At 45.1% G+C, this 24,858-nt stretch carries 22 protein-coding genes, 1 pseudogene and 1 riboswitch; of the genes and pseudogenes, 9 read left to right on the top strand and 14 right to left on the bottom strand.

Annotation, left to right across the window (positions count from 1 at the left end):
- Positions 1-6: 6 nt before the first annotated feature.
- Positions 7-786, bottom strand: a complete 780-nt coding sequence (gene cmoM / locus OCU74_RS06790) for a tRNA uridine 5-oxyacetic acid(34) methyltransferase CmoM (protein ID WP_087479012.1) — start codon at positions 784-786, stop codon at positions 7-9.
- A gap of 87 nt (positions 787-873) precedes the next feature.
- Between cmoM and elyC the strand changes: the two genes are divergently transcribed.
- The 3 genes from elyC to OCU74_RS06775 all read left to right on the top strand — a co-directional run bounded on the left by elyC (position 874) and on the right by OCU74_RS06775 (position 3,963).
- A complete protein-coding gene (gene elyC, locus OCU74_RS06785; protein WP_200807636.1) occupies positions 874-1,704 on the top strand; it encodes an envelope biogenesis factor ElyC in 831 nt (276 codons plus the stop codon).
- Between the two features lie 292 nt (positions 1,705-1,996).
- Positions 1,997-3,007, top strand: a complete 1,011-nt coding sequence (purR, locus tag OCU74_RS06780) for an HTH-type transcriptional repressor PurR (protein ID WP_087479011.1) — start codon at positions 1,997-1,999, stop codon at positions 3,005-3,007.
- 152 nt (positions 3,008-3,159) lie between these two features.
- A riboswitch (cyclic di-GMP riboswitch) is annotated at positions 3,160-3,246 on the top strand.
- Positions 3,247-3,372: 126 nt separating this feature from the next.
- On the top strand, positions 3,373-3,963 hold the full coding sequence (locus OCU74_RS06775) for a TfoX/Sxy family DNA transformation protein (protein WP_087479010.1): 591 nt from the start codon (positions 3,373-3,375) through the stop codon (positions 3,961-3,963).
- A 134-nt stretch (positions 3,964-4,097) separates the two neighbouring features.
- Here OCU74_RS06775 and glgA read toward each other — a convergent pair whose 3' ends face one another.
- The 3 genes from glgA to topA form a co-directional block, all read right to left on the bottom strand.
- Positions 4,098-5,555 carry a glycogen synthase GlgA gene (glgA, locus tag OCU74_RS06770; protein WP_087479009.1) on the bottom strand — a complete coding sequence of 486 codons (1,458 nt, stop codon included), beginning with the start codon at positions 5,553-5,555 and terminating at the stop codon, positions 4,098-4,100.
- 1 nt (position 5,556) lies between these two features.
- Positions 5,557-6,774, bottom strand: a complete 1,218-nt coding sequence (gene glgC, locus OCU74_RS06765) for a glucose-1-phosphate adenylyltransferase (protein ID WP_087479008.1) — start codon at positions 6,772-6,774, stop codon at positions 5,557-5,559.
- 382 nt (positions 6,775-7,156) lie between these two features.
- A complete protein-coding gene (gene topA / locus OCU74_RS06760) occupies positions 7,157-9,784 on the bottom strand; it encodes a type I DNA topoisomerase (RefSeq protein ID WP_087479007.1) in 2,628 nt (875 codons plus the stop codon).
- A gap of 434 nt (positions 9,785-10,218) precedes the next feature.
- On the opposite strand from topA, the gene OCU74_RS06755 reads away from it, so the two are divergent.
- On the top strand, positions 10,219-10,464 hold the full coding sequence (locus OCU74_RS06755) for a YciN family protein (RefSeq protein ID WP_087479006.1): 246 nt from the start codon (positions 10,219-10,221) through the stop codon (positions 10,462-10,464).
- 52 nt (positions 10,465-10,516) lie between these two features.
- On the opposite strand, the gene aroA is transcribed toward OCU74_RS06755, so the two are convergent.
- On the bottom strand, positions 10,517-11,809 hold the full coding sequence (gene aroA / locus OCU74_RS06750) for a 3-phosphoshikimate 1-carboxyvinyltransferase (RefSeq protein WP_087479005.1): 1,293 nt from the start codon (positions 11,807-11,809) through the stop codon (positions 10,517-10,519).
- Between the two features lie 151 nt (positions 11,810-11,960).
- Complete coding sequence (locus OCU74_RS06745; protein WP_087479004.1) at positions 11,961-12,416, bottom strand: outer membrane lipoprotein; 456 nt, start codon at positions 12,414-12,416, stop codon at positions 11,961-11,963.
- Between the two features lie 28 nt (positions 12,417-12,444).
- On the opposite strand from OCU74_RS06745, the gene aat reads away from it, so the two are divergent.
- From aat to infA, 3 genes are all read left to right on the top strand, one after another.
- Complete coding sequence (aat, locus tag OCU74_RS06740) at positions 12,445-13,164, top strand: leucyl/phenylalanyl-tRNA--protein transferase (RefSeq protein WP_087479003.1); 720 nt, start codon at positions 12,445-12,447, stop codon at positions 13,162-13,164.
- Between the two features lie 9 nt (positions 13,165-13,173).
- Entirely contained in the window at positions 13,174-13,860 is a 687-nt protein-coding gene (locus OCU74_RS06735; protein WP_087479002.1) for an arginyltransferase, read from the top strand.
- Positions 13,861-13,941: 81 nt separating this feature from the next.
- Positions 13,942-14,160 (top strand): translation initiation factor IF-1, encoded by a 219-nt coding sequence (gene infA / locus OCU74_RS06730; protein ID WP_001040192.1) that lies wholly within the window; start codon positions 13,942-13,944, stop codon positions 14,158-14,160.
- Positions 14,161-14,237: 77 nt separating this feature from the next.
- Here infA and clpA read toward each other — a convergent pair whose 3' ends face one another.
- Positions 14,238-16,505: an ATP-dependent Clp protease ATP-binding subunit ClpA gene (gene clpA, locus OCU74_RS06725; protein WP_087479001.1), complete on the bottom strand. Its 2,268-nt coding sequence runs from the start codon at positions 16,503-16,505 to the stop codon at positions 14,238-14,240.
- A 41-nt stretch (positions 16,506-16,546) separates the two neighbouring features.
- Entirely contained in the window at positions 16,547-16,867 is a 321-nt protein-coding gene (gene clpS, locus OCU74_RS06720; protein ID WP_087479000.1) for an ATP-dependent Clp protease adapter ClpS, read from the bottom strand.
- Positions 16,868-17,331: 464 nt separating this feature from the next.
- Between clpS and cspD the strand changes: the two genes are divergently transcribed.
- The gene (gene cspD / locus OCU74_RS06715) at positions 17,332-17,553 is read left to right on the top strand and encodes a cold shock domain-containing protein CspD (protein ID WP_087478999.1); all 222 of its coding nucleotides are present in this window, start codon (positions 17,332-17,334) and stop codon (positions 17,551-17,553) included.
- Between the two features lie 101 nt (positions 17,554-17,654).
- On the opposite strand, the gene OCU74_RS06710 is transcribed toward cspD, so the two are convergent.
- The gene (locus OCU74_RS06710; protein WP_087478998.1) at positions 17,655-19,877 is read right to left on the bottom strand and encodes an NADP-dependent isocitrate dehydrogenase; all 2,223 of its coding nucleotides are present in this window, start codon (positions 19,875-19,877) and stop codon (positions 17,655-17,657) included.
- A 562-nt stretch (positions 19,878-20,439) separates the two neighbouring features.
- Between OCU74_RS06710 and OCU74_RS06705 the strand changes: the two are divergent.
- A pseudogene (locus OCU74_RS06705) lies at positions 20,440-20,985 on the top strand (pseudouridine synthase); the annotation flags it as partial.
- Between the two features lie 28 nt (positions 20,986-21,013).
- On the opposite strand, the gene hisIE reads toward OCU74_RS06705, so the two are convergent.
- The 5 genes from hisIE to hisB are packed head-to-tail and all read right to left on the bottom strand — an operon-like array spanning position 21,014 to position 24,845.
- Positions 21,014-21,646 carry a bifunctional phosphoribosyl-AMP cyclohydrolase/phosphoribosyl-ATP diphosphatase HisIE gene (gene hisIE / locus OCU74_RS06700; protein WP_087478996.1) on the bottom strand — a complete coding sequence of 211 codons (633 nt, stop codon included), beginning with the start codon at positions 21,644-21,646 and terminating at the stop codon, positions 21,014-21,016.
- Entirely contained in the window at positions 21,643-22,416 is a 774-nt protein-coding gene (gene hisF, locus OCU74_RS06695; RefSeq protein ID WP_087478995.1) for an imidazole glycerol phosphate synthase subunit HisF, read from the bottom strand. The genes hisIE and hisF overlap by 4 nt, the downstream gene beginning before the upstream one ends.
- The gene (gene hisA / locus OCU74_RS06690) at positions 22,398-23,135 is read right to left on the bottom strand and encodes a 1-(5-phosphoribosyl)-5-[(5-phosphoribosylamino)methylideneamino]imidazole-4-carboxamide isomerase (RefSeq protein ID WP_087478994.1); all 738 of its coding nucleotides are present in this window, start codon (positions 23,133-23,135) and stop codon (positions 22,398-22,400) included. Before hisA ends, hisF begins: the two co-directional genes overlap by 19 nt.
- 22 nt (positions 23,136-23,157) lie before the next feature.
- A complete protein-coding gene (gene hisH / locus OCU74_RS06685) occupies positions 23,158-23,772 on the bottom strand; it encodes an imidazole glycerol phosphate synthase subunit HisH (protein WP_087478993.1) in 615 nt (204 codons plus the stop codon).
- Entirely contained in the window at positions 23,772-24,845 is a 1,074-nt protein-coding gene (hisB, locus tag OCU74_RS06680; protein ID WP_087478992.1) for a bifunctional histidinol-phosphatase/imidazoleglycerol-phosphate dehydratase HisB, read from the bottom strand. The genes hisH and hisB overlap by 1 nt, the downstream gene beginning before the upstream one ends.
- Positions 24,846-24,858 lie beyond the last annotated feature (13 nt).

The following is a 24,858-nucleotide window of genomic DNA, read 5'->3' as shown; positions in this document are numbered from 1 at the left end:
CATTGTTTACTTTTTTCTGGCCCATACATGAATATAGCGGCCCAGAGATAAATAAGGCTCTTGCCGGCACAACTGCCTTTCAAGCGCCAGTACATCTTCTTCGCTGTATTCACCCATATTCTGGCGATTACCAATATAATCACTGAATGAGCGAATACCGCTTTTTCCCTCAATTCTGAACCCACACGCTTCTATCCATTGATAGACATCTTCCGGATTCAGGCCTTTTTGAGGTTGTAACTTAAATCGTTTACGGTATGGCATGCCATCCAACACATGGGGAATATTCCCGCATATGACATTTTTCAGAACTAATCCGTGATGATTGTAAAACATGATTGATGCAACACCACCCGTCCGGACCTGAGAAAGTAACTTTTCCAACGCAACTCTCGGTTCGGCCAGCCACTCCATCACGGCATGAAACATCAAAAAGTCGACTGGATCGGTGATATGTTGTTGCATATCCTGCACTGCAGCATGGACAAAGCGATACTGCGCAAGCAAACCATTTTTTTCAATATCAGCCTGCGCCAACTGCAACATTTCAGAAGAAAGATCACATAATGTCACCTGATGTCCCATCGCAGCCAGTCTCTGCGATAGCTGAGCCAGTCCTCCACCGGCATCCAGAACCGATAACGGGAACTGTTCCGGAGAAAATGTCATTAAGATATTCTGGATATCTTCCCATACAATTGTCTGACGGATCATACCTTTGTCAGAACCATATATATTTTTTGCAAATTTGTGGGCAATATCGTCGAAATTGCGATCTTCAGTCACTGTAGCTTGAGTTATGATAACTAATCGTGCTGCTATTCTGTCATAGGAATGGCAGGAATAAAGAGGATTATTTGTTTTTAATCTCAATTGCTGTTTTTTCGGACTATTTCTTATATGTTTGAGCTTAAAAAAATCATATCTGCATTCATGATGCCCCTTCCTGCCTTGCTAATCATCGGTTTTATCGGCCTGATGATGATCATGTTTTCAACCAAAAGGAAAACGGGCTGCCTGATTGTTCTTTTCTCCTACACCATGTTATTTCTGGCTTCCTTTCAGCCGGTATCTGATCGTCTGCTGGCCCCACTGGAGCGTCAGTACTCCGCTTTTCTGCCTGTTGAAGGCAGCATTGACTACATTATGGTTCTCGGCAGTAGTCATGTGGTCGATGACCAGCTTCCTCCGACCTCACAGCTCAGCCGTTCCGCACTCATGCGCCTGACCGAAGGAATACGGATCATGCGAATGTATCCTGGCTCCAGACTTATTCTTTCCGGATATGCCGGCGGAACCCGGTTCAGTCACGCACGAATGCTGGCGAAAGTAGCTCTATCTCTCGGTGTGGCCAAATCGGACATCGTACTACTGGAAACTGCCAAAGATACCTGGGAAGAAGCCCAGCAGGCAGCAAGCTTTGTCGGACCGAGAAAATTAGTGCTGGTCACCTCCGCAAGTCATATGAATCGTGCACTGCTTGAGTTTCGATCTGCAGGACTGAATCCGATTCCGGCTCCGACCAATTTTTTGTCTTATAGAAATATAGCTCAACCCTGGATAAAGTATGCCCCCAAAGCCATTTATCTGGAACAAACGGAAAAGTACTGGTACGAAACTCTGGGACAATTCTGGCATTATCTGAAGAACTGGGTCGCCAGCCAGGAAGCCACCGTATCTGAGCCATCACAGAGTGAGATGTAGCAGACATCACATGAGCCTGAATTTGTGTGTTCTAATCCTGAATGAGACGACATATTTCCTCATTTCGATTGCTATTACCCAAGCAGCAGTCTAAAATTCGCCGCTAAAGCGCAATAAATACCAGACAAAAACCGCTATAACCGGCGGTTTTTGTTCTTATATCCAATAACTCAGAATACGACTTTCACGAAAATTATTGGCTGAGCAGGATATAAAATCTTCATAATCAAACTTTCAATTGTAATTTGCTCCGGATTGCTGGACCTTCAGCATAGGCGACAGGACAATACCTATGGCTACGATAAAGGACGTTGCCCGCTTGGCGGGAGTTTCAACAACAACTGTTTCACATGTTATTAACAAAACCAGATTTGTGGCGGAAACGACTCAAGAAAAAGTCATGGAAGCTGTCAAAACTCTGAACTACGCTCCCAGTGCTGTGGCCCGAAGCCTGAAATGTAATTCAACCCGTACAATCGGGATGCTCGTGACCCAGTCAACCAACCCCTTTTTCTCTGAAGTCATCGATGGTGTTGAAAGTTACTGCTATCGTCAGGGTTATACTCTAATCCTCTGTAATACCGGTGGATTATACGAGAAGCAGCGTGATTATATCCGGATGCTGGCCGAAAAGCGTGTCGATGGTATGCTGGTAATGTGTTCAGACCTGACCGCTGAACTTCTGGAGATGCTGGAAGCCTATGATGATATTCCTAAAGTCATCATGGACTGGGGACCAGAAAGTTCACAGGCAGATAAAATCATCGATAACTCCGAAGAAGGTGGATACCTTGCAACCCGTTATCTCCTCGATAAAGGCCACCGGCATATTGCCTGCCTGAGTGGGCATCTATCCAAAGCAGCCTGTCAGGAACGTATTCAGGGCTTTCGCAGAGCCATGGCAGAAGCTAATCTGACACCAAATGAAGACTGGATACTGGAAGGAAATTTTGAATGTGACACGGCAGTACTGGCTGCCGACAAGATCATTGCAATGGATGAACAGCCAACTGCCGTATTCTGTTTCAATGACACCATGGCCTTAGGGCTCATGAGCCGGTTGCAGCAAAGAGGCATCAAAGTTCCTGAGGATATTTCCGTGATTGGTTATGACAACATCGAAATCTCCGAATACTTTTCTCCCCCATTGACGACTATTCACCAACCCAAACGCAGGGTTGGCAAAAATGCTTTTGAAATTCTATTGGAACGCATCAAAAATAAAGAACATGATCGCCGCACGTTTGAAATGCATCCTGAAATTGTAGAACGTGACACAGTTAAAGATTTAAATAAAATTTAACAAATAATTTACACCCATTGGAGGAAAGTCATTCCTCCAACCACTTTCTTTCTATTGATAACCTCCATTAATTGGACTAGAATCACATATTGTGTAATAGGTAGTCATGATGTCTATTCCACATTTTTTGATAACTCCTTAATGGAAAAGTGTCACGCACAGGGCAAACCATCTGAAAAGGTGGGACGCAAAGCCTCCGGCCTAAACCACGATAAGTGGTAGGTAGCGGGGTTACCGATGGCAAAAATGCATTTCATATTCGTCAATGATTTGACGTCTTATTAACATACTTTCTGCATTATTTTGCTAAATTCTCGGACCTGATTCTGGTGGCGTATTCGTTTAAATACACCGAGACGTAAAGCATGGACAAACCAATTCTTAAAGATTCAATGCGGCTTTTCGAACAGCTGGGACGTGTCAAATCTCGCTCAATGTTTGGCGGGTTTGGTATTTTTGTTGACGACATTATGTTCGCACTTGTCGTACAAGACAAACTACATATACGGGCAGACAGTTACTCACTTGAGACATTTAAGGCAAGAGGTTTCGAACCTTATGTGTACACAAAACGTGGCTTTCCTGTAGTTACCAAGTATTTCGCACTTCCTTCTGACTACTGGGACGACCTGAACACCATTCTCAGTATTGCTAAAGAAGCTTACCTGAATGCAAAAAATGAGAAAACTTCTCACGTAGAGACCAAGCCTCAACGGTTGAAAGATCTTCCTAACCTTCGTTTGGCAACAGAGCGTATGCTACGTAAAGCAGGAATCAATTCTGTTGAAGAGCTTCACCAGAGAGGGGCTCTTGGGGCATATAAAGCAATTCAGAGCTCTCATCCTTCAACTCAACCACCTCTGGAGCTTCTATGGGCACTGGAAGGCGCGATTGAAGGTAAACACTGGTCTGTTATTCCTCAGGCAAGACGTGATGAGTTAGCCGGACAGATTTAAATCAAAGTAAAACTGGCTATCGTATACCGAAACAAAAAGTATACAGAAACAACCCCATAGCCGAACCTAAAAATAAAGCACCGTTTCCGGTGCTTTATTTTTATCTGCATTCAATCCTGAACAAGAAAACCAACTCAGAATCCCATTAATGCCGCAGCATACATCCTTAGGTATTGCTGAGCAGAGTCTTCCCATCGGAAATCCTGCTGCATTGCCCGCTGCTGTACCGCCAGCATTTGCTCCGGATGTTGAAGACAAAACAATAGTGCACGTTGCATACAGATCAGTAAAGCCTCAGCACTGGGTTCTGAAAAGCCGAATCCTGTCGCTTTCTCCGGAAAACGATCACAGTCAAAAACCGTGTCTTTCAGACCACCGACTTCCCGGACAATCGGCAATGTACCATATGCCATACTATAAATCTGGTTCAATCCACATGCTTCAAATTCTGAAGGCATCAGGAAAAAATCAGCGCCGGCTTCAACCAAATGGGCGAAACGGTTACTGTAAGCATCAACAAAAGCAAATTTTTGTGATGATGCAACAGCAATCTGATGCAAACGATTTGCGATCTCCGGCTCTCCGGTACCAACAATCACCAGTTGTACATCATTGAGCAGGAAGCGTTCTAAAATCGGAAGCAGATAGTGAAAGCCTTTCTGATGCGTCAGACGACATACCATACCAAACATAGGGACATCTCTGGCCGGAAGCAACAGCTCATCCTGTAACTGGTGTTTACAGGTTGCCTTACCTTCCTTTAGAGACTCCGCTTCATCGGTATAATTGCGGGGAATATAACTGTCAGTCCGGGGATTCCATTCAGAATAATCACAACCGTTAATAATTCCGAACAAATCTTTGGCCCGGCGGACAAAATCATCAACCAGTCCATGCGCACCAAGTGGTGTCAGCAGCTCAGAAGCATAATGCGGACTAACGGCATTAATTTTATCTGCATAGGCGATACCTGCCCTCAGCATACTCACGTATCCATGACCATATTGCAGCGATTCCATACCACTTAAATGCAATTCAGGAATAATTTCCAATTCATCATAAGAGAAAATTCCTTTAAATAACGCATTGTGGATAGTTAATACACTTTTCATACGCTGGAAATACGCATCATTGGCATAACGGGTTTTCAACAGAAAAGGGACAAATCCCGTATGCCAGTCATTGGCATGAATGATATCCGGCTGAATTCCCAGTTTCGGTAAGACATCCAGCACCGCAGCAGAAAAAAATCCGAACCGTTCTCCATTATCGGCATAAGCCCGGTTATGCTCGGAATATAATTCCGGACGGTCAAAATATTTGTCACAATCAATCAGGTAAACTTCGATACCATCCAGTTCGGACTTACGTACCTGATAAGGTGTATGAGGCCAGTGAGAGAGTTCGGTTTCCAGAATAACATCCGCGCTGGTTTTATCCGGAACCAAACGATAACCGGGTAACACAATTCTCACCCGATGACCTAATGCATTCAGAGCAGAGGGAAGCGCTTTTGCTACATCGGCTAAACCACCACTCTTTACAATTCCTTGTACTTCTGAAACGGTAAACCATACATCGATTTGTTCCATTCTAGAATCCAACTTTTGTTCCTTTAGCAATAACAACGATTCCCCCTTCAGAGACATGGAAACGCTTTCTATCCAATTCTAAATCTTCACCAATCACAGTGCCCGGCGCAATCTCAACATGCTTATCGATAATCGCCCGTTTTATTGTACAGCCTGCACCGATTTTTCCATCCCCTAAGATAACAGATTCACTGATATGAGAACCAGCAGCAATGTTACTCCGGTAACCAAGAATCGATTTAAAAATGGTTGCTCCCTGAATATAACTCCCTCCGGAAACCAGACTATCGGTAATTTTTACTCTGCGTTCCTCAGCATCAACGAACGTCGCCGGAGGTAAAGGTGGATAGTATGTATGCAGCGGCCAGCTTCGGTTATACAAAGAAAACTGAGGGTCTTTGTCCAGCAAATCCATATTCGCGGCCCAGTAAGAATCTATCGTACCAACATCACGCCAATAGGTTGCTTCTTTCTCTCCTTTAATTTTATTGGTCGAAAAGTCGTAAACGTAAACATTTCCTTCAGGGAAGAGTTTCGGAATAATATCTTTGCCGAAATCATGACTGGAATGTTCATTTGCTGCATCTAGCCTTAATTCCTGGCACAAAACATCCGCATCAAAAATATAGTTTCCCATAGAAACCAAAGCCCACTCGGGTTCTCCGGGGATTGACTTGGGATTTTCAGGTTTCTCCTCAAAACCAATCATTTTCCCGTTACGGTCAACTTCAATGACTCCAAACTGAGAAGCTTCTTTGAGAGGCATCCGAAGTGCAGACACCGTCAGATGAGCTTCCGTTCGTTTATGGAAATCCAGCATCTGGCGAATATCCATTTTATAGATATGGTCAGAGCCAAAGATACAAACATAATCAGGTGAGGCAAGTTCAATAAAACGGACATTTTGATAAATTGCATCAGCGGTCCCTTCATACCATCGCTTCCCATCTCTCATTTGGGCAGGGATGACATCAATAAACCGATCCGTGATACCGGACACATTCCAGCCTTTTTTCAGGTGGACATAAAGTGATTGAGATTTAAATTGGGTCAGTACATAAATACGCATCAAATCTGCGTTAACAAAATTATTCAGAGCAAAGTCAATCAACCGATAGCTCCCTCCAAATGGAACTGCGGGTTTGCTTCTGCTTTCAGTCAAAGGTCTCAGTCGAGATCCTTCTCCCCCGGCTAAAATCATACTCAGTACACCAGCCATGATTGAAACTCCATATTACCTTTTTATAATCTGCTCCGACCTCTATGCCAGAGGTCGACACTTTCCTTTCAATGTCACATAAATCAATGCAACACGTTGTTTATAACTTATCGGAATTATCACATAATACAAAATTAAAACTGCAAACTAGTGAAGCACCTATCGCTTGACGTCTCCAACTCCCAAGCTGGTTCACAGAAAGCAAAAAAAGTATGAAGATTATAAACTTCATGCTATAACGCAGATAAAAGGGACAATATGAAACAATGATAAATAAGCATCCCTACGGCCATGATCTTCGCCAGAACATCCAAAAATAAACACTAACACCTGTCGACAAGTTACATAAAAAAAGGCAGCGATTTGCTGCCTTAGTTCATTATTACTTCGCTTTTTTTCTCTTATCTGTGACTTGCCACTGACCATCGACAAATAAAACCGTCCAACCCGTTGGCTTTCCGTCAACTTCCGTACGTACATAATGCTCTTTCGATTTACGGCTGAAACGAATCACTGCAGCCAGCCCGTCAGGGTCATGACTGGGAGCGGTAGCCAGATATTTGAATTTATCCGGAATCCGATCTTCAAAACGGGCAAACTCTTCCACCAATGGTGCTCTGGTCTCTCTTGATTTAGGGAAATTACTGGCGGCCATAAACAATCCGGAGGCACCATCACGTAATACAAAGTAAGCATCCGATTTCTCGCAGGGAAGCTCAGGGAAGTGAACCGGATCTTCTTTCGGTGGAGCAACTTCACCATTTTTCAGGATCTTCCGGGTATTTTTACAGGATTCATTGGTACATCCCATATATTTACCGAAACGACCATTTTTCAGCACCATGTCCGAGCCACACTTGTCACACTCAACGACAGGACCATCGTATCCTTTAACCTTAAACTCCCCATGCTCAACGATATAACCGTCACAGTTCGGGTTGTTTCCGCAAACGTGCAGTTTCCGCTTATCATCAATCAGATAAGCATCCATTGCCGTTTCACAGATAGGACAACGTTTTTTCGCCCGGAGTGCTGCGGTTTCAACATCCTCTTCGAGAACATTGATAATCCCCTCTTCATCACCCAGATTAATGGTTGTTTTACAGCGCTCTTTCGGTGGCAGAGCATAACCTGAGCACCCAAGGAACACACCGGTTGAAGCAGTCCGGATCCCCATTGGGCGGGAACAAGTCGGACACTCAATATCGGTCAGGACAATATGATTTGGCTTCATGCCACCGTCTTCTTCCTGCTGTTCAGCCTGATCCAGAGAGACTGAAAAATCACTGAAGAAGTTATCGAGTACACCTTTCCAGTTCATATGCCCTTCAGCGATCTGGTCCAGTTTCTCTTCCATCCGGGCAGTGAAATCATAATTCATCAGATCGTTAAAACTATCATCTAAACGATCAGTGACAATCTCACCCATTTTCTCAGCATAAAAGCGCCGTTGTTCAATCTTCGCGTATCCCCGTTCCTGAATCGTCGAAATAATTGAAGCATACGTTGATGGCCGGCCAATACCACGTTTTTCCAGCTCCTTAACCAGTGCCGCTTCCGTGTATCTCGCCGGTGGCTTAGTGAAATGCTGTTTCGGGTCCAGAGCTGTCAAGGATAATGCTTCACCAATCTGAACTCCCGGCAGAATTTGATCTTCATTCTTACCAAGCGGTCTCTGCACTCTGGTCCAGCCGTCAAACTTCAGAATACGCCCTTTGGCTTTTAAGGTATATTCTGCAGCTTTCACACTAACTGTGGTCGAATCATAACGGGCTGGAGTCATCTGACAGGCAACAAACTGATTCCAGATCAGGGTATACAGCTTATGAGCATCTGCATCCATCCCTTCCAGCGCATCGGCCAACACATTGACATCGGAAGGACGAATTGCCTCATGCGCTTCCTGTGCACCCGCTTTACTTCCGTAGACGTTAGGCTTAGCCGGTAAATACGCCTCCCCAAAGTTCGTATGAACATATTCCCGAACCGCATCGATCGCTTCAGAACTCAGGTTGGTGGAGTCGGTCCGCATGTAGGTTATATAGCCCGCTTCATATAGCCGCTGAGCGAGCATCATGGTTTTCTTTACCCCATAGCCTAAACGAGTACTTGCTGCCTGTTGCAGTGTTGAGGTAATAAATGGTGCTGAGGGTTTACTGGTTGTTGGCCGGTCTTCACGCTTGCACACTTCATAACGGGCAGATTCCAGCACTGCAACCGCAGCTTTGGCATCCTGCTCATTCAGCGGCTTAAACGCTAGCCCATCTTTCTGAGCAACCAACAGGCGCAGGGCTTTTCCCTCCGGAGTCTGAGTATCAGCATGAATATCCCAAAACTCTTCCGGAACAAACGCCTTAATCTCCCGCTCCTTTTCAACCAGCAGCTTAACCGCCACAGACTGTACCCGACCAGCAGACAAGCCGCGGGCTACTTTTTTCCACAGTAGCGGAGAAACCATGAAACCCACAACCCTGTCCATAAAACGGCGCGCCTGCTGGGCATTCACACCATCCATATTCAGCTCACCAGGTTCATGGAAAGCCTGTTGAATCGCGTTTTTCGTAATTTCATTAAAGACGACCCGCTTATAACGCTCATCTTCTCCGCCAATAATCTCACGCAAATGCCATGCAATTGCTTCCCCCTCGCGGTCCAAATCCGTCGCGAGATAAACACAGTCAGCATCTTTTGCTAACTTCTGAAGCTCTGAGACTACTTTTTCTTTCCCCGGAAGCACTTGATAATTAGCTTCCCAGCCATGATAAGGATCAACGCCCATCTTCTTTATCAGCGCAGTGCGTTCTTTCTCTTTTTTTAAACGTTCTTTTTCTTCTGCGCTCAAATGTTTTGTTGAAACCGGTGTGGCTTTTTTGGTTGAATTTGTTTGACCAGAGGTAGGAAGATCTCGGACATGACCGACACTAGACTTCACAATATAGTCCCGGCCAAGATATTTATTAATCGTTTTAGCTTTGGCAGGAGACTCCACTATAACCAGTGATTTACCCATAATTGACTCAAATGTCCTTAATCCAAATGCGAACTTGATCGCAATTACACTCAAAATTAGACTTCTTTTTACTATCGAGCGAGATAACGAGAAGATCAACTTGTTTTTTCAAATTGATACTTAATTGCTCGACAATTGTCCGAATCGAATTTTAGCTTAGTCTAAAACTCAGATATGTACTCAGGCAATTTCTGTCAGGAGACGGTTTCGGCTGATTGATCACATTCCGGTACTGGTATCCTAAACTGCCTGCGTATACTAAATGGACTATCGGCATCTCTCGAAAAAAATCCACCGAACTATGGGATAAGTCACAGAATATGACCAGATAACCGCCATGATGGCGGGTCCAGAGTGAGCGATTCCTCGCAAAAACTGCATCTTGAGACTATTTCGGTATAGAATAAGCAAAACTGAATAAACAGGATGTACAGATGAACGATAAAAAAACGATTTCCTCTTCAGATCTTCTGCTGATTGCCAATCAACTGATTCAGGATCATGAGCATTATATTGAGGGGATGCATGCAGAATCTGTTGAAGAAAAAGAAGGCGTACTCGTATTTAAAGGCAATTATTTTCTTGATGAACAAGGCTTGCCGACAACAGAAACGACTGCAGTATTTAATATGTTCAAATATCTGGCTCATCACCTTTCTAAGGAATTCACCATTCGGTGATTAAACATAAAAAAAGCCTCTTTCGAGGCTTTTTCTTTTACCTGATTGTTGGTTACTCCACCGAACAACTCAAACTACTCAGACGGTCAAAATAATCGGGAAATGTCTTTGACGTACAGCCCGGATCATTAATCGTCACTGGTGTATCACTAAGTGCGACCAGAGAAAAGCACATCGCCATCCGGTGATCATCATAGGTATCAATTGCCGCATGTTGTAAAACAGCAGGCGGAGTGATGACGATATAATCCTCACCTTCTTCTACCTGAGCGCCTACTTTACGTAATTCTGTCGCCATTGCTGCCAACCGATCGGTTTCCTTCACCCGCCAGTTATAAACATTGCGAATCGTCGTTGTTCCTTCAGCAAACAGGGCTGTTGTTGCAATTGTCATCGCAGCATCAGGAATATGGTTAAAATCCATATCAACAGCTTTCAATGTACCCCGACGTGCACAGATATAATCAGCGCCCCACTCGATTTCTGCCCCCATTTTTTCCAGCGCATCAGCAAACTGAATATCACCCTGAATACTATTTTTGCCGATGCCGGTCACTTTAACCTGACCACCTTTAATCGCCGCCGCCGCAAGGAAATAAGAGGCTGATGAAGCATCACCTTCAACCAGAAAAGAACCGGGAGATACATACGACTGCCCACCCTGAATCACAAATTCACGGTAGTCGTTATTAATCACTTCGACACCGAAAGTTGCCATAATGTGCAACGTAATATCGATATATGGTTTGGATACCAAGTCGCCAACAATTTTAATCCGCGTCTCGCTTTCAGCCAGTGGTGCTGACATAAGAAATGCGGTCAGAAACTGGCTGGATATAGAACCATCAATCGAAACTGTCCCACCTTTTAAACCCGTTCCCCGAATCCGGAGTGGTGGAAAATTCTCATTTTCCATATACCGGATATCCGCACCAGCCTGACGCAATGCATCAACCAAATGCCCAATTGGCCGTTCTTTCATGCGTGGTTCACCGGTCAGAATATACTCACCAGTACCCAGGCACAACGCCGCAGCTAATGGGCGCATTGCCGTACCAGCATTACCGAGAAACAGTTCCAGAACATCACTACCAGACTGAAATGCATGGCCCAGTCCATCAACTTCACAAACGGTTTTATCCTCGGAAAGGCGGTATGGCACACCCAGCAGCTTCAATGCATTGAGCATATGACGGATGTCGTCACTGTCTAACAAATTAGTCAGACGTGTCGTCCCTTGCGCCAGAGCAGCTAAAAGCAGCGCCCGGTTAGATACACTTTTTGAACCGGGTAAATTGACTTCACCCTGAATACTTTTGATCGGCTGTAATGTAAGGCTTTCCATTTAAAAATTGTTTTCCTTGCACCACTCGTCTTCATGCTATGAGTAGTGAAAATTCTTCGTATAGCGAGACTATCGAAATTCCGGAGGGAAAACTAGTATCAAAACCATCAATTTGTATAAAAACAAATCAGTCAGGATCAGCATCCTGAACTCAGTATTCTTTGTCGACCCGAACACCATCATTAAAATAAAGAATACGAACACGGTCTTCCCGGGAAAAAATCATATTGGGGTCCGCATCCTGAATCACATCAATATACTTATCCCCTTCTGTTTTTATCAGTAGTTCAACCAACTGATCATCCCTTTGGTATGAGCGAACAGCATGATGCCGGGCAATTCCAGCCCCTGCGATTGACCCGACAATTGTCGCCAGCGGTTTACCACGACCACCGCCAAACTGATGACCGATGATTCCTCCGGCAACAGCACCAATAAATGTTTCCCAACCATTCTCCCGGGCATGAATCACTTCTGTCTGAGAAAAATAGCGGACAGAATCGATCTGACCAAAAACAACCTGGTCGACGGGACGGGCAACATTTCTGTCGTAAGCAGCATTTGCAATCATAGGAAAAACAAATAAGATCAGTGTTAACAGACGCATAAACAGATCTCCGATGAACTGAATCGATATGACAATTTATCTTCCTGAACTGGCAATGGACGAGTATTCATTTCCACCGCCATATCAAGCACTCGATGAACCTAATGGGTTGCTCGCCTTCGGCGGTGATCTCCACCCTAAACGGATTATCTCCGCTTATCAGTCCGGGATTTTCCCCTGGTATAGTCCCGGAGAGCCGATTCTGTGGTGGAGCCCTTCTCCAAGAGCGATCCTCAACCCTAAGACATTTAATCCGGCAAAAAGTCTCCGTAAATTTCAGAGAAAAGCGGGCTATGCCATCAGTATGAATCAATGTACTGATAAAGTCATAGAATTATGTTCCTCAACCCGCACACCCTCAGAAACCTGGTTAAATCCAGAGATGAAAAGGGCTTATCAGCAACTCTCCCGGTTAGGCTACTGTCACTCGATCGAAGTCTGGCAGGATGCCGAAATCATCGGTGGTCTATATGGTATTCAGATGGGGAAAATTTTCTGTGGTGAATCAATGTTCAGTTTAAAAACCAATGCATCCAAAATCGGACTATGGGCATTCTGTCAGCATTTTTACCAGCATGGTGGTCAGTTAATTGATTGCCAGTTGATGAACCCTCATCTGGCATCACTAGGTGCTGAAGAACTAGAAAGAGACCTCTTTATACAAACCTTATCCAAACTAAAATATGAAGAGGTAGATCCCAACTGTTATTCGCCACAATGGATATTATTGAACCTATCGGCGGACTAATTGAATTTTATGCAAAATATACGAATTGGACTAACCCACAATCATCCATGCAGCTACCTATCAGAACGACAGGAACGTGTTGCTATCGCGATGGATAAAGAGTTACACACACCGGCTCAATATGAGATGCTACTTGCCAATGGGTTCAGAAGAAGCGGTGAGACCATCTATAAACCGTATTGTGATGAGTGCCACTTATGTCAGGCAATTCGAGTTGCAGTCGAAACATTTCATCCCAGTAAAAGTCAGAAACGTCTTCTGAACAAATCTACCCAGTTCAGTTGGGAAATCAAAGAAAGTCTGGATCACGACTGGTACTCATTGTACGAACGCTACATCAGCCAACGACACCATGACGGAACCATGTATCCTCCCAACCGGGATGACTTCGCACAGTTTTCTTCCTGCAGCTGGCTCAGAACCGTCTATCTACATATTTATAAGGGAAAAGAACTAGTTGCAGTTGCCGTTACTGATCTGTTGCCCAAAAGTGCCAGTGCCTTCTATACGTTTTATGACCCTGACGAAAAACTTTCTCTGGGAACTCTTGCCGTACTGTTACAGGCTCAATATTGCCGTCAGCAACAGAAAGTCTGGCTATATCTGGGTTATCAAATCGATGAATGTCCGGCAATGAATTATAAAACACGCTTTCAACCGCATCAAAGGCTAGTAAATCAACGTTGGCAAGGGTAGAATACGCGCAACTTTACTATTTTCAAAGATGACGGCAGAATACAGGCCGTGATTTTTCGCCACATTTTGAAAGAGGATTAAATGGCTAAAGAAGACGTAATTGAGATGCAAGGAACTGTCCTTGATACATTACCTAACACAATGTTCCGTGTTGAACTGGAAAACGGTCACGTCGTTACTGCACACATTTCAGGTAAAATGCGTAAGAACTATATCCGTATTCTTACCGGAGACAAAGTCACTGTTGAAATGACACCTTATGACTTGTCTAAAGGCCGTATCGTCTTCCGCGCTCGTTAATACCTCAAATAGTCTGGCAAAAGAAAACGGAGCACAATGCTCCGTTTTTTATTTCTCAGATTAGAGTCATCCGACCGTTAATGGACAGCCGCTTCTTTTGCACCGATATATTCAAAGATAAGCTCATCATCTTTCAGAGAAACTTTCACTGTACCACCATCAACTAAAGCACCAAACAATAGTTCATTGGCTAATGGTTTTTTCAGTTTTTCCTGAATAACCCGGCTCATCGGACGAGCACCCATTTCTCTGTCGTAACCTTTCTGTGCCAGCCAGTGTCTGGCTTCTTCAGAAACTTCCAGTGACACACCACGGGCATCAAGCTGTGCCTGCAATTCAACCACAAACTTATCGACAACCTGATGAATCACACGCTCATCCAGTGCATTAAACCAGATGATATTGTCCAGACGGTTTCTGAATTCAGGGCTGAAGACTTTCTTAATCTCAGACATAGCATCATGACTATGATCCTGCTGAATCAGGCCGATTGATTTCTTCACAGTTTCGGCTACACCCGCATTGGTTGTCATGACCATGATGACATTTCTGAAGTCAGCCTTCCGCCCGTTATTATCGGTCAGTGTACCGTTATCCATGACCTGTAATAACAGATTGAAAATATCCGGATGAGCTTTCTCAATTTCATCAAGTAACACGACTGCATGCGGATGCTTAATTACTGCATCAGTCAACAATCCACCCTGATCATATCCGACATAACCAGGAGGCGCACCAATCAGACGACTGACAGAGTGACGCTCACCATACTCAGACATATCAAACCGAAGCAGCTCAATTCCCAGCAGTTTCGAAAGCTGGATCGTTACCTCAGTTTTACCAACCCCGGTAGGACCGGCAAACAAGAATGAACCGACAGGTTTATTTTCAGCACCTAACCCGGCTCTGGACAGTTTGATGGCTTCGCTCAGAGCATCGATTGCTGTATCCTGTCCGAATACCAGCATCTTCATTTTCTGATCCAGACTCTGCAATACATCCTTATCAGAAGAAGAAAGTGATTTCTCAGGAATCCGGGCCATCTTCGCAACCATCGTTTCGATGTCTGAAACACCAACTGTTTTCTTCCGGCGGCTGGCCGGCATTAAACGGGCTCGGGCTCCGGCTTCATCAATAACGTCAATGGCTTTATCCGGTAAATGCCGTTCATTGATATATTTTGCCGACAACTCAACGGCGGCCCGAAGTGCTTTATTGGTATAACGCACTTCATGGTGTGCTTCATATTTCGCTTTCAGCCCCATCAAAATTTTAGTGGTGTCATCCAACGATGGTTCAGCGATATCGATTTTTTGGAAACGACGGGAAAGCGCCCGCTCTTTCTCAAAGATATTGCTGTATTCCTGATAAGTAGTTGAACCGATACAGCGTAATTTACCACTACTGAGTAGTGGCTTAATCAGATTTGCTGCATCAACCTGTCCACCGGAAGCAGCACCGGCACCAATGATGGTGTGAATTTCATCAATGAACAGAATCGCATCTTTTTCTTTTTCCAACTGCTTCAGGATATTTTTGAAACGTTTCTCAAAATCCCCACGGTACTTGGTACCGGCAAGTAAAGAACCGATGTCCAGCGAATAAATTACACTATCTTTAATGATTTCAGGAACCTGCCCTTCAACGATTCTCCAGGCAAGTCCCTCAGCAATGGCAGTTTTACCGACACCGGCTTCACCAACAAGCAGCGGGTTATTTTTGCGGCGGCGGCACAAAACCTGAACGGTACGTTCCAGCTCAAAATCCCGGCCAATCAAGGGGTCAATCTGACCATTTTTCGCCAACTGATTCAGATTGCTGGCAAAATTTTCCAGACGCTCTTCAGAAGAAGTTTCTTCCGAGCTGTCTGTACCAAAAGAATCCGGCGCAGACTCATCACCAGAGCCTGATGTTTTTGTAATACCATGAGAAATGTAGTTCACGATATCAAGGCGGCTTATATCATGTTTTTTCAACAGATAAGCTGCCTGAGATTCCTGTTCACTGAAAATAGCAACCAGAACGTTTGCTCCAGTGACTTCATTTCGTCCGGAAGACTGGACATGAAAAACAGCGCGTTGTAGTACACGCTGAAAACTTAATGTTGGCTGAGTTTCCCGTGTTTCGTCACTTTCTGGAATCAGGGGTGTAGTTTTGTCGATAAACACATCCAACTCTGAACGTAAAGCGTCCAGATCTGCTCGACAGGCAATTAACGCTTCTTTAGCCGCTCCATTTTCCAACAATGCAAGCAACAGGTGCTCGACAGTCATATATTCATGTCTTTTATCCCGCGCCCGGGCAAAAGCATTGTTCAGACTAGACTCTAGTTCTTTGTTAAGCATTGGGACCCCCTTAAGGAACAACCTTGTTGTTCTGGCAAGTACTAAGCTCGCTCCATGATACAAAGCAATGGGTGCTCGTGTTCCTTTGAATACAGTGTCACTTGTGCCACCTTCATCTCAGCAACTTCAGCAGTATACGTCCCGCAAATCGCCTTCCCTTCGTAATGAACTTTCAGCATGACTTGAGTCGCCTTATCGATATCCATCGCGAAAAAACGCTCCAGAATCTCGATAACGAAATCCATCGGAGTATAGTCGTCGTTCATCAGAACAACGTTATACATAGATGGGGGCTTTACTGCTGTTTTTTCTTTCTCCAGTAATTCTGAGTCTGGAGCCACCCATTCAAAATTTTTACTCATAACGGTTGTGAATCAGAGAGTTTTCCATTTAGATTAATTATTTAGGCTTCTGGCAATAGAACAAATGTTTCTTAGCCAACTGATATGAAGTTCTTAGCGCCGAAGCGAAAACATCTCATACTTAGAGACTAATGCACCAATTGTATCGCTGCAAATAAAAGATTGCGAATTCGATCCACGATATCGATGCAGACTACTTTTCAACCTCCATTATTAACCATAAACATCCTCTCATTATAGTTATAGAAATGTAAACAATAACGCAATTTGTTGCAAAGATGTCGAGGTTTATACACTTTTTCTATTGACTGTCCCCACTGATTGTTTAAATTGGTCAATTAGTGACTAGTTAATTTGGCAGCAGCGCTAAATTAAAGCTCACAGCAATGAAAGCAAAATTGTAAAAAACAGTTACGTTTTCTTGTCGACAACATCAGTAACAAAATGCATGAGGGATGTAAAGCATGGCTACCGGTAAAGTAAAATGGTTCAATAACGCCAAGGGATTTGGTTTTATCTGCTCTGAAGGAGAAGAAGGCGACATCTTCGCTCACTACTCTACGATCCAGATGGATGGATACCGTACCTTGAAAGCAGGTCAACACGTATCATATGAAATTGAACAGGGACCAAAAGGCTTCCACGCCAGCTGCGTTGTACCAATTGAGGCTCAACAAGCCAAATAAGTTTGTAATAACTGTCGCTGCCAAACATGTCTACACATGATTGTAATAAACCCGCCAAAGGCGGGTTTCATTGTTTATGACGTCAGCCAATATAACGCAGATTAATCAATAATCGCATTCAATGTCTGACTTGGGCGCATCGTCTGAGAAGCCTTAGCGAAATCAAGCAGATAATAACCACCTAAGTCTCCGGCAACACCCTGCACATGATTCAGCTCAGCGACAATTTTCTCTTCTCCGGCAGATAACTGTTGAGCAATAGGGGCAAATTCAGCAGCCAAATCAGCATCATCTGTTTGTGCAGCCAGAGCCTCGGCCCAATACTTCGCCAGATAGTAATGACTTCCCCGGTTATCCAGCTCACCAACCTTACGTGAAGGAGATTTGTTCTCATCAAGGAAAACACCGGTTGCCTTATCCAGTGCATCGGCAAGTACCTGAGCTTTTTTATTGCCCGTTGTTACACTCAAATGCTCCAGAGATGCAGCCAGTGCCAGGAACTCACCCAAAGAGTCCCAGCGAAGGTGATTCTCTTTCTGAACCTGTTGTACGTGTTTCGGTGCAGAACCGCCAGCGCCAGTTTCAAACAAGCCACCACCATTCATCAGCGGTACGATCGACAACATTTTTGCTGAAGTTCCCAGTTCCAGAATCGGGAACAGGTCAGTCAGATAATCCCGCAGCACGTTACCGGTGACGGAGATTGTATCTTTGCCCTCTTTTATCCGAGCCAAAGAGTACTGTGTCGCTTCTACCGGAGACATAATTTGAATCTCAAGTCCGCTTGTATCATGTTCTGGCAGATACTGCTCAACTTTTTTAATCAGCTCGGCATCATGAGCACGCTCGGCATCCAGCCAGAAAATTGCCGGAGTCTGGGATAAACGCGCACGGGTAACAGCCAGCTTCACCCAATCCTGAATCGGAGCATCTTTGACCTGACACATCCGGAAAATATCTCCGGCCTCGACCGATTGTTCCAGCAACACTTTCCCGGCACTGTCAACGACCCGAACAACACCGTCAGCATCCAATACAAAAGTCTTGTCATGCGAGCCGTATTCTTCTGCTTTCTGAGCCATCAGGCCAACGTTAGGAACACTGCCCATTGTCGAAGGATCAAAAGCACCATTTTCTTTACAGAAATCAATCACGGTCTGATAAACACCGGCATAACAACGATCCGGGATCACGGCTTTCGTATCTTTCTGCTGACCATCCGGTCCCCACATTTGTCCGGATGCACGGATCATCGCAGGCATAGAAGCATCGACAATCACATCACTAGGCACATGCAAGTTAGTTATTCCCCGGTCAGAATCCACCATCGCCAGTTCAGGACGATCCTGATAAACAGCCTGAATACTAGCTTCAATCTCAGCTTTCTGATCTGCCGGCAGCGACTGAATCTTCGCATAAACATCACCCAGACCATTATTCACATCAACACCCAGTTGTTCGAATAACTCACCATATTTTGCGAAAACGTCTTTATAAAAGACTTTAACAGCCTGACCGAAAATAACCGGATCAGAGACTTTCATCATGGTCGCTTTCATATGTAATGAGAACAGAACACCCTGAGCCTTGGCCGATTCGATCTCTTGTTCAAAAAAGACATCCAGTGCCTTCTTACTTATCACTGCTGTATCAATAATTTCTTTATCCAGCAGAGCAAAAGGTTTCTTCAGTACAGTTGTCTGACCATCTTTAGCAACAAACTCAATTGTTGCTTCAGTCGCTCCCTGAAGGGTCAGTGATGTTTCAGTACCATAGAAATCCATCGCATCCATAGATGCAACATGTGATTTTGAGTCAGCAGACCATGCTCCCATCGAATGCGGGTTTTTCTTCGCATAGTTTTTCACGGATAAAGGTGCCCGACGGTCTGAGTTTCCTTCCCGTAAGACAGGGTTTACCGCACTGCCTTTGATTTTGTCATAGGTCGCTTTTACCGCAGCTTCTGCGTCATTCGCCGGTTCTTCCGGGTAATCCGGCAGGTTATAACCTTTTTCCTGCAATTCTTTGATTGCTGCTTTCAACTGTGGAACTGAAGCTGAAATGTTCGGTAATTTGATAATGTTTGCTTCAGGTGTCTGAGCAAGGTCACCCAGTTCAGTCAGGGCGTCACCAATGCGCTGCTCTTGAGTCAGGCATTCAGGAAAATTGGCGATGATACGCCCGGCAAGTGAAATATCACGCGTTTCAACGTTAATACCTGACGATGCGGTAAAAGACTGAATAATAGGCAGCAGAGAATAAGTCGCAAGTGCTGGCGCTTCGTCAGTAACGGTATAAATAATTGTAGGTTTGTCTGTAGGCATGAAATTTCCCTATCTGTTCTTAACAACCCCATATGATTGTGGCAGTTAGTTAGTGAATATCTGAGATGAGCTGAACGATTGTTCAAACCATCATCAATTAAACCACTCATTCCGAATCAGGTCGCCATTTAGCGATATCCGATACGGATCCGTGAGTGAATGGTTGCTATACCCAAACGACTTCAGGGCATCGTGTGATAGTCTTTCTGTTCACTTCGTACGATTTGGTGAACATCGTCGTACCGGAAGCTGCCTGGGTATATTGCCGCCTATCGAATGACAGGCTGATTGAGTATAATTAAACGAAACTGAAGAAATAGTCTATCATCCACACTTCATTATCGTATCAGAGCGCGCAAATGATAGCTTAAACTCAACATTGTGAAAACTCAGAAATACAGTTCATTTACAAATTTGCAAGGAAGTTAACATGTCTTTCCCGTCACGCAATCCTTCATCATTGCGTCGTAACCCGAATCAGAACCGGAAAAAAAAATCAAAACCGTCTCAACAGCCGACCAATGGTTCCAGACGTTCCGGCCCCCAAAAACCACCGGTTACGCCTCATACAAGGAAAGTCATTCTGTTCAACAAACCCTACGATACCCTGAGTCAGTTTACAGACGGTGACGGCCGCCAGACGCTGGCTGATTTTATTCCGATTAAAGATATTTATGCTGCCGGCCGTCTGGACCGGGATAGCGAAGGGCTGATGGTATTAACCAACGACGGCAAGTTACAGGCAAAGCTGACTCAGCCCAAGTCGAAATCCCCTAAGACGTACTGGGTTCAGGTTGAAGGAGCACCGGAGGAATCAGATCTCGATCAGCTCAGATATGGTGTCACTCTGAAAGATGGTCCGACACTTCCCGCAGTGGTCGAAATTATATCCGAACCACAAGTATGGCCGCGCACTCCACCGGTCCGGTTTCGGGCTGCAATTCCGACCACCTGGCTGTCAATCACAATTATTGAGGGGAGAAATCGTCAGGTCCGGCGTATGACTGCACATATCGGCTATCCGACCCTGCGCCTGATCCGCTACTCAATGGGTGAGATGACCTTAGGTTCCCTGCAACCGGGAGAGTGGCAAGAAATCAGCCCCTGACGGGGCTGATTTAGTTGCTTATTTTTAATTATTTATGCCGTTCTTTCAGCTTATCGATCACATCATTCATCGACAAACCCTGATCCTGCAACAACACCAGCAGATGATAAATTAAATCCGCAGATTCACAGACTAATTCCGCTTTATCACCCGACGTCGCCGCAAGCGCGACTTCAACGCCTTCTTCACCCACTTTTTGCGAAATACGTTTGGTGCCACGGGCATACAGACTGGCGGTATAAGAGGATTCAGGATCAGCTTGCTTCCGTTCTCCCAAAAGCTGTTCCAATTGATGAAGCCACACCATTTGTGACTCTTCCTGCTGATCGGCATCCCAACAACTGGTTGTGCCGGTATGACAGGTCGGCCCAACAGGATTCACTTTAACCAGCAATGTATCGTTGTCACAATCCAGCGCGATATTTTTCAATTGCAACGCATTGCCGGAAGTTTCTCCTTTGGTCCATAACCGCTGTTTAGTCCGGGAGAAAAATGTAACTTGCTCTGTCTCCAGAGTTTTTTCCAGTGCCGGGGCATTCATATATCCCATCATCAGCACCTGTCCGGATGTAAAATCCTGTACAATAGCAGGAATCAATCCATCCACTTTATCCCAATCGATCCGCCCGGAAAGGGATTCCAGCGTCTCTGTACAACTCATAATCTCACCTCAATCCCTTCAGACTTCAGATACTGTTTCAGTTCACCAATATTAATAATCTGTTTATGGAAAACAGATGCTGCCAACGCACCATCGACATCAGCCTGTACAAATGCCTGAGCAAAGTGCACCATTTCACCGGCACCGCCGGAAGCAATTAACGGCACATGACAAACTTCACGCACCATGTTCAGTTGCTGGATGTCGTATCCCTGGCGAACACCATCCTGATTCATCATGTTCAGCACGATCTCACCGGCACCTCGCTTCTGAACCTCCTGAACCCAGTCTCTGGTTTCCCACTGAGTGGCTTTGGTCCGGCTTTCATCTCCGGTAAACTGATAAACCTGATACTTCCCGGTTTCCTGATCAAAATAGGAATCGATCCCAACCACGATACACTGCACTCCGAACCGATCAGCCAGTTCAGTAATCAGTTGTGGATTTGCCAATGCAGGAGAGTTGATCGAGACCTTATCTGCACCGAATTCAAGAATGCGTGCCGCATCTGCTGCTGATTTAATTCCACCGGCAACACAGAACGGAATATCGATCACTTCAGACACCCGCTGAACCCAGCTTTTATCAACCACACGCCCATCGCTGGAAGCAGTGATATCATAAAAAACCAGCTCATCGGCCCCTTCTTCTGCATAACGCTTAGCCAGAGGGACAATATCACCGATAATTTCATGGTTGCGGAACTGAACTCCCTTAACCACCTGACCATCTCTGACATCAAGACAAGGAATTATACGCTTTGCCAACATGCAAATGCCTCCTCTGCTGTAAATTTTCCATCCAACAGTGCCCGGCCGACAATCACACCAGCCACACCGGAACTTTTTAATGCCTGAATATCATCCAGAGAGCCGATACCACCGGAAGACTGGAATGCAATTTGCGGGTACTGACGACAAAGGTCAACATACAGGTCAACATTCGAACCAGTCAGCGTGCCATCCCGGGAAATATCCGTACACAGCACATGTTTCAGTCCAACAGTCAGATAGTCTGCAATCAGTGCTTCAATCGTCACGCCGGAATCTTCCTGCCAACCGGAAATAGCCACCCGGCGCTGCCCCGTACTGTCGATATTAATATCCAGTGCCAGAACAATTTTTTCCGGCCCGTATTTTTCCATCCATGCTTTCACCAGTTCCGGCTGTTTTACCGCAGTCGAACCGACTACTACCCGCTGGGCACCTGCCTGCAACAGATCCACAACATCCTGCTCGGTCCGGACTCCACCGCCGATCTGAATATTTGCCGGTGTTCCCGCCAATAATCGGGCAATCAAATCCAGCTGACGGGCTGCCGTATCTTTTGCACCGGTAAGATCTACCAGATGCAGCCAGTCTGCACCGGCCTGATGATAAAGGTTGAACTGCTCAACCGGATCAACTTTATACTCGGTCACTTGTCCGTAATCCCCCTGAAACAGGCGGACAACCTGACCATCAATTAAATCTAATGCTGGTATAATCACAACAATATCCCTTGTATCCTTCTCAGAGTTCCAAGAAGTTTTGAATCAATTTCGCACCGGCTTTACTGGAACGTTCCGGGTGGAACTGAACGCCGAAATAGTTACCACTCTGAATTGCCGCACTGAAGGGATGACCATAATCACATTCAGCAATCGTGTAGTCTCCTACCGGCATGGCATAGCTATGGACAAAATAAAAATGGTGTCCGCTTTCAATCCCTTTAAACAATGGATTGCCCGGTATAGCTGTCACGGTGTTCCAGCCCATATGTGGCAAAGGTAGAGTCCCGCTGTCCATCAGCTTGACTTCCCCGTCACACAAGCCGAGACATTCTACAGTATCACTACCGCCCATCACTTTCTCTTCGGACAATTTGCCAAGCAACTGCATTCCCAGACAAATTCCCAGCAACGGTTTTTCGACTTGCCGGACCAAACCGATCAAATCACGTTCCTGTAAGTTCTTCATGGCTTCTTTGGCTGTGCCAACACCGGGAAGAAACAGTTTATCAGCCGCCAGTACAACATCCGGCTGTTTTGAAATTGTTACCGAATATCCTAGTCGTTCCACCGCAAATCTTACAGATGAGACATTGGCACAACCGGTATCAATAATGACAACATTCGCTTTCGTCATTATAAAACTCCTTTACTACTGGGTAATTCATTCCCTTCAACTTTAATTGCCTGACGGAGTGTCCGGCCAAAAACCTTAAACAGGCTTTCAATAATATGGTGATCATTTTCACCGGCTGAAGAGAGGTGAAGTGTGCAAGCCAGAGTATCGGTCAGGGAGCGGAAGAAGTGATAAGTCATTTCTGTTGAAAAATCACCGACCTGTTCTCTGGAGAACTGCGCGTCAAATTTGAAATAAGGCCGTCCGGACAGATCCAAAGCACACTGTGCCAGACACTCATCCATCGGCAGCGAGAACCCAAAACGACCAATACCACGCTTGTCTCCTAACGCTTCTTTAAGAGCCTGTCCCAGAGCCAGCGCTGTATCTTCCACAGTATGATGGTCATCAATATGAAGGTCGCCTTTCACCTGAGCGGTTAATCTGAAACCACCATGTGTAGCAATCTGATCCAGCATGTGGTCAAAAAAGCCCAGTCCGGTTTCGATTTTATTCCCACCGGCTTCATCCAGATTCACGGCAATGACAATATCGGTTTCTTTGGTTCTGCGAATAACCTCCGCCGTTCTGGGAGATGTAGTCAACAGTTTCACAATCTGTTTCCAGCTCATCGTCTCCGGATTGTACTGAATCCCGCGAATTGCCATATTTTCGGCTAACTGCATATCAGTTGCCCGATCACCAATCACCGCAGAAGTCTGAAAATCAACCCGCCCTTCCTGTAAATACTCTTTGACCATCCCGAGTTTTGGTTTACGGCAGGTACAGTTGTCTGCATCAAAATGCGGGCAGATCAGGACATCATCGAACCGAACACCCTGCGAAGTAAAAATGTCCATCATCATTTGATGCGGGGCATCGAAGTCAGCCTGAGGATAGCTGTCAGTCCCTAAACCATCCTGATTAGTCACCATCACCAAACGGTATCCGGCATCCTGAAGTGCCAGAAGACTGGGAATCACATCAGGTTCGAACTTTAGCTTATCCAGACGGTCCACCTGAAAATCAATCGGTGGCTCAATGATCAACGTGCCATCCCGGTCAATAAATAAAATCTTCTGTTGTTTACTCACGGAGTCATCCTTT

The organism is Vibrio mangrovi (assembly GCF_024346955.1).
Classification (GTDB): Bacteria; Pseudomonadota; Gammaproteobacteria; order Enterobacterales; family Vibrionaceae; genus Vibrio; species Vibrio mangrovi.
This window is presented reverse-complemented; position numbering and strand designations above follow the sequence as displayed.

Bases quoted from the DNA above. Each gene is read 5' to 3' on its own strand.
- clpS (WP_087479000.1), bottom strand. From the start codon at position 16,867: ATGAGTAAAAATTTTGAATGGGTGGCTCCAGACTCAGAATTACTGGAG.
- hisF (WP_087478995.1), bottom strand. From the start codon at position 22,416: ATGTTGGCAAAGCGTATAATTCCTTGTCTTGATGTCAGAGATGGTCAG.
- cspD (WP_087478999.1), top strand. From the start codon at position 17,332: ATGGCTACCGGTAAAGTAAAATGGTTCAATAACGCCAAGGGATTTGGT.
- hisIE (WP_087478996.1), bottom strand. From the start codon at position 21,646: ATGAGTTGTACAGAGACGCTGGAATCCCTTTCCGGGCGGATCGATTGG.
- OCU74_RS06710 (WP_087478998.1), bottom strand. From the start codon at position 19,877: ATGCCTACAGACAAACCTACAATTATTTATACCGTTACTGACGAAGCG.
- hisH (WP_087478993.1), bottom strand. From the start codon at position 23,772: ATGACGAAAGCGAATGTTGTCATTATTGATACCGGTTGTGCCAATGTC.
- OCU74_RS06735 (WP_087479002.1), top strand. From the start codon at position 13,174: ATGCAAAATATACGAATTGGACTAACCCACAATCATCCATGCAGCTAC.
- infA (WP_001040192.1), top strand. From the start codon at position 13,942: ATGGCTAAAGAAGACGTAATTGAGATGCAAGGAACTGTCCTTGATACA.
- aat (WP_087479003.1), top strand. From the start codon at position 12,445: ATGACAATTTATCTTCCTGAACTGGCAATGGACGAGTATTCATTTCCA.
- glgA (WP_087479009.1), bottom strand. From the start codon at position 5,555: ATGGAACAAATCGATGTATGGTTTACCGTTTCAGAAGTACAAGGAATT.
- OCU74_RS06775 (WP_087479010.1), top strand. From the start codon at position 3,373: ATGGACAAACCAATTCTTAAAGATTCAATGCGGCTTTTCGAACAGCTG.
- OCU74_RS06755 (WP_087479006.1), top strand. From the start codon at position 10,219: ATGAACGATAAAAAAACGATTTCCTCTTCAGATCTTCTGCTGATTGCC.
- aroA (WP_087479005.1), bottom strand. From the start codon at position 11,809: ATGGAAAGCCTTACATTACAGCCGATCAAAAGTATTCAGGGTGAAGTC.
- OCU74_RS06745 (WP_087479004.1), bottom strand. From the start codon at position 12,416: ATGCGTCTGTTAACACTGATCTTATTTGTTTTTCCTATGATTGCAAAT.
- glgC (WP_087479008.1), bottom strand. From the start codon at position 6,774: ATGGCTGGTGTACTGAGTATGATTTTAGCCGGGGGAGAAGGATCTCGA.
- topA (WP_087479007.1), bottom strand. From the start codon at position 9,784: ATGGGTAAATCACTGGTTATAGTGGAGTCTCCTGCCAAAGCTAAAACG.
- clpA (WP_087479001.1), bottom strand. From the start codon at position 16,505: ATGCTTAACAAAGAACTAGAGTCTAGTCTGAACAATGCTTTTGCCCGG.
- purR (WP_087479011.1), top strand. From the start codon at position 1,997: ATGGCTACGATAAAGGACGTTGCCCGCTTGGCGGGAGTTTCAACAACA.